The organism is Subtercola boreus, assembly GCF_003399645.1.
GTDB classification, from domain to species: domain Bacteria; phylum Actinomycetota; class Actinomycetes; order Actinomycetales; family Microbacteriaceae; genus Subtercola; species Subtercola boreus_A.
On sequence record NZ_NBXD01000075.1, the window covers coordinates 1 to 8495 of the forward strand.

At 61.1% G+C, this 8495-nt stretch carries 10 protein-coding genes and 1 pseudogene; 5 read left to right on the forward strand and 6 right to left on the reverse strand.

Annotated elements, in window-relative coordinates; translation table 11 throughout:
• Positions 1-111 precede the first annotated feature (111 nt).
• Positions 112-747, reverse strand: coding sequence for an SDR family oxidoreductase (locus tag B7R24_RS17045; RefSeq protein WP_116420154.1), 636 nt, complete (start codon positions 745-747; stop codon positions 112-114).
• An 800-nt stretch (positions 748-1547) separates the two neighbouring features.
• Here B7R24_RS17045 and B7R24_RS17710 point away from each other — a divergent pair.
• Entirely contained in the window at positions 1548-1916 is a 369-nt protein-coding gene (locus tag B7R24_RS17710; RefSeq protein WP_172582897.1) for a hypothetical protein, read from the forward strand.
• Between the two features lie 173 nt (positions 1917-2089).
• Here B7R24_RS17710 and B7R24_RS17055 read toward each other — a convergent pair whose 3' ends face one another.
• Positions 2090-2701, reverse strand: coding sequence for a histidine phosphatase family protein (locus B7R24_RS17055; protein WP_116420156.1), 612 nt, complete (start codon positions 2699-2701; stop codon positions 2090-2092).
• Between the two features lie 209 nt (positions 2702-2910).
• Here B7R24_RS17055 and B7R24_RS17060 point away from each other — a divergent pair, with 209 nt between their 5' ends.
• Positions 2911-3498, forward strand: a complete 588-nt coding sequence (locus B7R24_RS17060) for a TetR/AcrR family transcriptional regulator (RefSeq protein WP_172582898.1) — start codon at positions 2911-2913, stop codon at positions 3496-3498.
• Between the two features lie 529 nt (positions 3499-4027).
• On the opposite strand, the gene B7R24_RS17065 is transcribed toward B7R24_RS17060, so the two are convergent.
• Both B7R24_RS17065 and B7R24_RS17715 read right to left on the reverse strand, forming a co-directional pair.
• Complete coding sequence (locus B7R24_RS17065; RefSeq protein ID WP_172582899.1) at positions 4028-4519, reverse strand: TIGR02391 family protein; 492 nt, start codon at positions 4517-4519, stop codon at positions 4028-4030.
• A gap of 3 nt (positions 4520-4522) precedes the next feature.
• The gene (locus B7R24_RS17715) at positions 4523-4672 is read right to left on the reverse strand and encodes a hypothetical protein (protein ID WP_172582900.1); all 150 of its coding nucleotides are present in this window, start codon (positions 4670-4672) and stop codon (positions 4523-4525) included.
• Positions 4673-4981: 309 nt separating this feature from the next.
• Between B7R24_RS17715 and B7R24_RS17070 the strand changes: the two genes are divergently transcribed.
• Positions 4982-6007 (forward strand): IS30 family transposase, encoded by a 1026-nt coding sequence (locus tag B7R24_RS17070; protein WP_301182501.1) that lies wholly within the window; start codon positions 4982-4984, stop codon positions 6005-6007.
• Between the two features lie 81 nt (positions 6008-6088).
• Here the strand turns inward: B7R24_RS17070 and B7R24_RS17450 are convergent, their stop codons facing one another.
• Both B7R24_RS17450 and B7R24_RS17080 read right to left on the reverse strand, forming a co-directional pair.
• A complete protein-coding gene (locus tag B7R24_RS17450; protein ID WP_147304111.1) occupies positions 6089-6703 on the reverse strand; it encodes a hypothetical protein in 615 nt (204 codons plus the stop codon).
• Between the two features lie 41 nt (positions 6704-6744).
• The gene (locus B7R24_RS17080) at positions 6745-7626 is read right to left on the reverse strand and encodes an SDR family oxidoreductase (protein ID WP_116420160.1); all 882 of its coding nucleotides are present in this window, start codon (positions 7624-7626) and stop codon (positions 6745-6747) included.
• 49 nt (positions 7627-7675) lie between these two features.
• Between B7R24_RS17080 and B7R24_RS18225 the strand changes: the two are divergent.
• Both B7R24_RS18225 and B7R24_RS18230 read left to right on the forward strand, forming a co-directional pair.
• Positions 7676-7840 (forward strand): annotated as a pseudogene (locus B7R24_RS18225) (TetR/AcrR family transcriptional regulator); the annotation flags it as partial.
• Between the two features lie 111 nt (positions 7841-7951).
• Positions 7952-8308: a TetR-like C-terminal domain-containing protein gene (locus B7R24_RS18230; RefSeq protein ID WP_253259535.1), complete on the forward strand. Its 357-nt coding sequence runs from the start codon at positions 7952-7954 to the stop codon at positions 8306-8308.
• Positions 8309-8495: the final 187 nt, after the last annotated feature.

The window sequence follows — 8495 nt, forward strand, 5'->3', positions numbered from 1 at the left end:
GCCTTTCTCGAGCTGGTGTGTGGTCGAAGACCATCAGCATCGAGGGAGGCCCGCTTCTATGCGCGGAAGCGACCCGGGGTGGGGAATTTCAGTGAGCAGAACTGGGGAATTTCAGTGAGCGCCGTCAGTAAGGATTGGAAGGAGCAGGGGGTATTTCGTTCGCACCCCCTCGAACATTCCGGTGCTGATGAAGTACGGGCACACGACGAGTGAATTGACTCCAGCACTGTCTTTCAATAGCTCCACCCGGAGTGATTCGGCGAATCCGAAGGCGGCGAATTTGCTGGCGGAATAGTCGGTTTGCTTTGCCACCCCGACAAGCCCCGCGGCGCTAGAGATAGTGACGATAGTGCCGCGGTGATTGTTTATCATGTTTCCCAAGAAGGCCCGGGTGACCCAGAACAGGGCGAGTGTATTAACACGAATCGTTCGCTCGATGGCGTCGTCGGTGGCATCGAGCAGGTTCTTTCCGGTGATGATTCCTGCGTTATTGATCACCACGTCCACCGGACCGGTAGCTGCTGCGGCCGCCGCCACCGAGTCGCGGTTGGACACGTCGACGGTATGTGCCTCGGCGTGGTGGCCCGCAGCGACGATTTCCTGCCGGACACTCTGAACGGCGACCCCAGACAGGTCCCAGAGTATGACCCTGGCTCCACGTTCCGCAGCGCCCACGGCAATAAGCCGCCCGATGCCGCTTCCGCCGCCGGTGACCAAAACGGTTTGGTTCTTGAGCTGATGAGTCACACTAATTCTCCTTCATCGGTAGAGCTTCACGAGTTGAACTCCCGTGCTGCGAATGTTTATTACCTCCGCACAGCTGCCCGGAGTTGGACAAACTCCCACGGACCGCGCCGACAGCAGCCTTAGCGACATCGACGTCAGTAGGGCGAGCATCGCGTTCTTGCTGGCAACCCCCACAAAACTTTCGATGAGTCACGCAGCACATTGCACGGCGACGGCACGGCCTGTGTCGCCGTGGACCCGGAGAACACAACGAAGTTAGCAGGCTTCTTCGAGTCAACATCCGACTCGGATGCTCACGGGAAGACTCCGACGACGCTGTCATCGACGGGTTTCGCACCACGATCTGGCCGGGTCTGTTTCTAGGCGCGCGAAACTCAGCGGTCTAGTCACAGCGGACGCCAGCGAAATAGCACTCATTGGCCCATTATTGACCCGCTGGTCAGTGAAACACAACTGGGTGGTCTGGAGTTGTGGCTGGGGCGAAGAAGTCAGAAGTCAGAAGTCAGGAGGCGCGGGGCGCGGGGCGCGGGGCGATCGTTGCCGGGCGAAGATCGCAGCGCTCAATGGTGGGCTGGACAGCGTTTCAGCCCGGCCTGTTGCCGCAGAAGCCGGCCGGTCTAGCGGTCTCGTCCGGTTCCACGCGTTCTTCACCACTAGCACCCTGGACACCGTCACCGCGGACCAAGCCCACCGCCGCCACGCGATTACAGAGCACTCCGGCGGATACATGTTCATAACAGGCGCGATTCTTACCCTTCCAGGGAATCGACTGCCTTTATTGAACCCGGGGCGAGACACCGTTGCCTGATCCAGGTCGCGGCGACACAGTCTTCCATACGGTCGCGGCTCAGGCCATCGAGCTCGTTCTCTTCGACGCCACCGATTTCCGCAGCTATGCCGGGCGTCTGCTTGACTCGTTCGAAGATCACCCCGACATTGTCCGACTGACGATGTGGTACCAGTTGGAGCGTCCTGCAAACAGGCCTTCGAAGGGTGTGTGGCCTCGAATGCCTCGAAGTTGTCGGCGCTGCGTATGGTCATTGAACACAGCGATTTGCCCAATCACATCGAGCCTGTTGAGCTCGGCGACCGCCGCCGCGCCGTCGTGGTCGTCGCCGTTCAGCGCCTTGCTGCCTCCGAGTGAAGCGGCACCCCGGCATCGCCTCTGATCGGGCTCCAGTTGATGGTCGATTGTTACTACCGACTGCAGGGCCGCAGCTACGGAGCTGGCCACGGCATTGTGCTTCATTGTCCACGGCGCTGAGACGTGTGCGTCTGTCTGGGAACGGCCAGCCGTTGCGGGCCAAGGTGTTCACGGACTCGGAAAACCGCGGTCAAGTTTTCAGGGCAGGGTTTCGCTACCCCAGCTTTCAACGTGCCATCCGTGATCAAAGTCGCCACTCATCGTGACAATATCCGTGTTTTTTAGCGCGTGCGTGCTGGTGTAGTCCGGGCCCACGTTGTTGGCGCGCCCTGCGACCCAGACGCGCATACAGCCGTCGTGGCTGATGAGCGCCACGGTGTCACTGTCGGTGTGGCGATCGACGATGGTGGCGATCGCAGCATCGAAACGGGTGAAAAAGTGCGTACCGTCGTGGCCTCCCGGGATGGATGCGGAAAAATCGCCCTCGCCCCACATCAGAAGGGGTGCCACGTAGGCACGCATGGCTAGAGCGCCACTGGCGCCTTCCAAATCGCCCCCCTCGATCTCGTGTGTCCCGTCCAGAACGGTGAGGGGGAGGCCTTGATCGAGGGCGAGCGGTGCCCCTGTTTGTTGTGTACGAATCAAGTGGGACGTGTAGATGCCGTCAAGAGGCGTGCGGGTCAGGCGAGTGGCCAAATCTTTGGCCTGGACGCGTCCCGTTGTCGTCAGGTTTTCACCCGGCGACCAGGACGAGATCGTCCCCGCTACATTTGCTTTCGTTTCCGCGTGCCTGATCAGCAGTAAGCGCACGTTTCATCCCCTTTCCAGTGTTTGGCACTAGCCAACTAACTCAGGCAGCAGATGCTAAGCCAGGCGAGACGACGGCTCTAGAGTTTTCTGACCGTCTACGATCCAGTATTGACCATCGGTTCAATGGGGGCAATGGGGGCAATGGGGCAATGGGGGCAATGGGGGCAATGGGGCAATGGGGCAATGGTTATTCTGGAGTCATGGTCGGGGTGAAGAAGCCAGAAGGTGAACGACAAGACGACATCATCGCGGCCGCACGTGCAGTGGCGCTACGCGGAGGGCTGGAGACGGTGTCCGCGCGGACGGTTGCGGCAGAGGCTCAGCTCTCGAGCGGGCTGGTGTACTTTCATTTTGGTTCCAAAGACGGGCTCTTGCAGGCCTTGCTGCGACACCTCATGGACACGGCGCTGGACGGCCCCCGAAGAGGGTTCGGTCAAAATCTTTCCGCAGACGAGGCGTTTTTCAGTATGGTCGCGAATGAAGTCGCGGGCCTCAACGAGTTTCGTGACGAAGCCGATCTTCTCTTTCAGTTCTACTTTTTCCGACGCGGAACGGAGTTTCGCAGCACGATCAACGCGGGCTTGAACGCGTATTCCGAGAGCATGAAAGACGTCACGGACCGTTTCGCCCTTGAGAAAGGCCTTGCCCCCGATGCCTTTCGTTCATCACTTCTGGCCCTCATCCAGGGGGCAGCGGTCGATGCCGTGCGTCGTCCGACAGAATTCGACTCTGAACAAATCATTCAGATCATTCAGAACTTTTCAGCCACTACTCAAGATCTCAATAGGTTCACTTGAGCGTGCCGCTAACCCGCGCGGTAGCCGCACGATCACCACTCGCCGCCCATGGAGGGTCTGTCTCGATAGTCAAGTTCCCAGCGGTGGATGCTCCTATTTCTGTCAAGCTGCCTCGGGGTGCTCTAGACGAGAGCCAACCACGGTCGAGCCGTCGGCTCCCGGGATGGGGTATTCAATCAGGGCGTATCCCGCGCCGTGTTGGAAGGCGACCCGCTATCGGGCACCTGATCACGGCGCTACCGTGCAAACCGCTTGCCGCGGCGTACGGCTTGTTGCAGGGGCTCTACAACTCGAATGAGCAGATTGACCCGCCCCACGAGAGGTGGCCGGAAAGCTATGCAACCCAAGCGCGGCAGACGGCGTCTGACCGGCGTAGCTGATGACCCGGTCGATGAAAGTCCGTACCGCTGATCTCGAACAAGCTTTTCCGCTGCTCGCCCACGGCAGTGCCGTTCGGCCTGGCTTTTACTCCCACTTGATTTCTGTGTCATCTGCCCAGCGCGCCACGACTGAGAGGACAGATAAGTACTTAGTTGCGATGTGCTCTGGCCACGGCTCGTCTTCGTGCGGAGATATTGCGGATGCCAGCAAATGCACCTTGCGCGATGAGGTGAAGCCCGGACTCGCGGGAACGCCATGACTCGTCTTCGGGACCACCCGAGAAGTGGAGCCTAGCAGCGCCGGCTTTTGGTTCTTCGGGGCTGAATGCTTCCTGCATAAGCTTACGATCCGTGGGCTTGGACTTCGTGCGCGCTTTGACGTGCATTGCTAACGCGAGTGCGGCTTGAGCAACAGCTACTCGGTACTCACCCTTGTCCTGGATAACGGCTGCGGCACGCCATACGATGGGATGAAGCTCGTCGGCGGCGAATTCGGGTGATTCTGGAGCGAGCTTCGCTTCGACTTCCTCGCGATCTCGGAGCGCTCCGATCCCCCGGCGAATGTGCAATTCGGCATCGTTGCCGCTGCTGTACGACGGTGGGAGCAGAGGACGAGTGTCTGCAGAATCGATGTGTGTCACGATTTACTGAACCGTCGAGAGCATCAGCTCGGCCTGATTGTTCAGCGCCTCGGCTCGATTGTTCCAGTACTCTCCCGGCACCACGGCTCCGTTGACCTGTCGACTCAGAGCTAGATAGATCTCGAGCTTCCGTACAGCCCGCTCGACGTCCATATCGAAAGGGATATCGGCACCGTAGGGTTCCAGTCGGCACCAAGTTGAGCGGTGACGGCGCTCACTGAATTTCCTCAGTTTTGCTCGGCGGATTCCAGCGGTCGTGGCTACACCTGAGGTATAGAGGTAGGTATGCGTACTGGTTCTGGTCGTCGTCCGGGTCGGCAGCCGATGGTGGATAAGCAGCGGGAGTTTGCTCGTTTGCTCGGGCGGGGTGTGTCGTTGTCAGAGGCGTGTCGTCGGCTCGGTATTGATCGGAAGACGGGTCATTGGTGAAAGAACGGCGGGACGATCATCCGCGGTGGTGCAATCCGGGTCGTCTTACCGGTCGTTGGTCGGCATCCGCCGCGACCGGAGTCGGGCCGTTACCTCCGGGAAGAAGAGCGGATCCTCATCGCTGACGGCGTGCTCGCTGGGCGCTCGGCCCGGAGTATTGCGGCGGGATTGGGCAGGGCGGTGTCGACCGTTGCCCGGGAACTGAAACGAAACCGTGCCGCGGATGGTAGCTACCGCCCTTTGGTCGCGCAGGCGTTGACGCGTAGTCGTCGAGCCCGCCCAAGGCCCCGCATTCTGGAACGGGACGACGAGCTGCGCGGACTCGTGCAGGCTTGGTTGGACAAACGTTGGAGCCCTGAACAGATCGCCCACGAACTCCTCGCCGTTCACGGCAGGAAGATCGCGGTGGAGACCATCTATCAGACGCTTTACAGCCCCCACCAAGTCATTGGTAGGCAACCGCGCATGGTGCTTCGAACGGGGCGCCCTCACAGGCGGCCCCGTCGGCGCGGTGATAAACGCCGGCCGCGGTTCATCGTCCCGATTACCCTCATCGACGAAAGACCAGACGAAGCCCAGGACAGGCTCAATCCCGGGCACTGGGAGGGCGACACGATCGTCGGGGCGTTCAACCGGTCCGCGATCGGGACTCTCGTGGAACGCACCAGCCGGTATACGCTCCTCACCCACCTGGGTGGCGGCGCCAGGGCTGATCGGCTTCGCGACCGGCTCATCGAGACGTTCACTGCGCTGCCGGCGCATTTGCGGCGATCGTTGACCTGGGACCAGGGCGGAGAGATGTGTCACCACCACACCGTCGCTGCGACTGTCGGGATGCCGGTGTTCTTTTGCAACCCCGGGCGACCCTGGCAACGGCCCAGCAATGAGAACACAAACGGTTTGTTAAGGAACTACTTCCCCAAAGGAACTGACCTGAGTATCTACACCCCCGACGACCTCGCACGGGTCGTCGACGAACTCAACCACAGGCCCCGGAAAAGTCTCGGATGGCGCACACCGCACGACGTCTTCACTAACCTTCTAAGCAACGCCGTGTAGCCACGATCGCTGGAATCCGCCGAGCAAAACTGAGGAAATTCGATGAGCGCCGTCAATATCGTTCTCTTCCTTCGTGACTGGTTAGGTGTTGGACGTTGGGTTACCGGAGTAGCAGATGCCTCCTCCGATGATTTCCGCGAACGATCCGAAGCTGACGTGAGCTGTCACACCCGTCGAGTTCGACACGTACACGACCGCCTCGCCCGTCCAGGTGGTGGACGCATTCAGGCCAGAGAAGTCATGAAAGTAGCCGCCCGTTCGACTGATGGCGTCCACTCCCCAGTTTTGCGCGACCGACGGAAAATTGACCCGGTAGGAGGTAACTTCTCTGATGTTCGCTGTTGACGTCCGGGTGATCGCCGGGCTGGAAATACCGCATCCTCCGCTGACGGTACCGTTCGGGCTGGCTTTTGCGATGCTCTTACCGCCTGTGGCCGCTTTCGCGGCCGCGGTCACAGGGATGGAGCGGGTGACCCCATCAGCGCCGGTGACGATCTCGAAACCTTCTGCCTTCGCGCGTTTTGCATCGGCACTAGGACGGAAGGATGCCCCGATGCCCGCCGTGAGCGAGCGGAAGCCCAATACCAGGGAGCGGTCGATCCGAGGCCGTGGCCCTTGCTGAGCTTCGAGGTTTCCGCCAGTTCGATACCCGCGCAATCGGATCAATTCCGGGCCTCGCTGCGAATGAGCTTGCAAGCGCCGTGAGTACTTCCACCGAAGTCGTGCGGCTTCCCCGCCTACCGCTTGGCGTAGTGGGGTGCGAGGTTACGGCGAAGGATCGCATCGAGCGTCCGGTCGGTAACGATGCGAGCTACCCGCACGAGAATAGCTGCGTCGCGACCGATGGTGTACCTGGTGCGGGGGTTGGGTGTGGTGATCGTGTCGGCGATTGCGCGTCCGGCGATATCGGCGGGTACTCCGGTCTTCGTGAACGACGCGGCCTGAGCGGTGATTGCACCGATGAGTCCGTCATAACGGCCGTGCTGGTCGGAAGTCATCCCCTCCGCGAGCTGGTTCGCGGTGGCGATGCCGCGCCCTGCCATCTCTGTAGTGACCCCGCCGGGTTCGACGATCACGACCTGAACCCCCAGGGGGGCCAGTTCTCGTCGCAGGGAATCGCTGACCGCCTCGAGAGCGAACTTCGCCCCCGCATATGCCCCGTGGGTTGGCATGGCGATCTTCCCACCGACAGAGGTGATATTGACAATGCGACCGCGGCTGCTGATCAGAAAGGGCAAGACGGCTTGGGTGACAGCGATGTGCCCGAAGAGGTTCACGTCGAACTGTCGGCGCCACTCTGCCAGCGGGAGCACCTCGACCGGAGCGTTGACTGCGATCCCAGCGTTGTTAACGACGGCACGAAGCCTACGGCTCCCCGAGTCTTGGCCGACACGAGCAGCAACTGACTCGATATCGTCCGGGGCGGTGATGTCCAAGATGACGGGTTCGATCCGGTCCGCTTGGATCTGGTTGGCGTCGGTTTCGCGGCGGACGCCGGCAAGGACGTGATACCCGCGCCTGGCGAGTTCTCGGGCGGTGGCCGCTCCCATACCGGTAGACGCGCCGGTAACTAGTACAAGTTCATTCTTCGCCGGCAAGAGTTGAGTTGACGTTGTCATCTTTAAAGACTAGCAGGTGAAGTGACAATGTCAACTGTATTGTGGGGGGATGGTTACTCGAAAGGAATCCGCGGCATCGACGCGACGCTCCTTGCTGGATGCAGCCTCATCCTTGCTAGATGCCGGCGGACCTGGGGCCGTCACCCTGCGGGAGGTCGGGGCTCGAGCCGGGGTGTCCCGCGGGGCTCCATACCGTCACTTCTCCGACAAAGAGAGCCTTCTGACGTCCGTCGCTACGGCGGGCTGGGATGGGGTCGGAGACGCCCTTGAGGCGCTGGCCGCAGGCGCTGGCCGTTCGAGCGCTAGCGACCTGAGGGACGCCGTCATGGTTCTCGTCACGGTTGCGCGCCAGCATCCACACCGCTATACGTTAATGTTCAGCACCCCTTCGGGGGATCCCACAGCTGCCATCCGCGCGGCCGGGAGGACGCAAGACCTGTTCCTGTCCCTGGTCGCGGAACTCGTCGGGCCGGAGGAGGCCATTCGGTTTGGCGCCATCCTTCTCGCAAGCGCCCACGGCATCGCGGGGCTTGAACTCAGCGGCCATCTTTCGGTCGAGAAATGGCACACCACCGCCGAGATGCTCATCGACGACATCATCGCTCTGCTCCCCACGACCGGAGGCAATCTAAAAGTCCCCTGTGAGCCGCCACACCGAGTTCCGATCGACAGACGGGGCTAACCTCCGCCCAGCTCTGTGCCGACGGGCCCGATTTGGGTTGAGAACCTCGCCGCTATTTAGCCTCGATCCACCGACGTTCTTGGGTGTGAGGGGGTCCGCGGTGTTGTCGGGCTGACTGAGGCGCTGGCTGGTGTTGCGCGCGGCGGAGCCGCGAGCCTCGCTGCCCGTGGTGTTCCACTTGGTCATC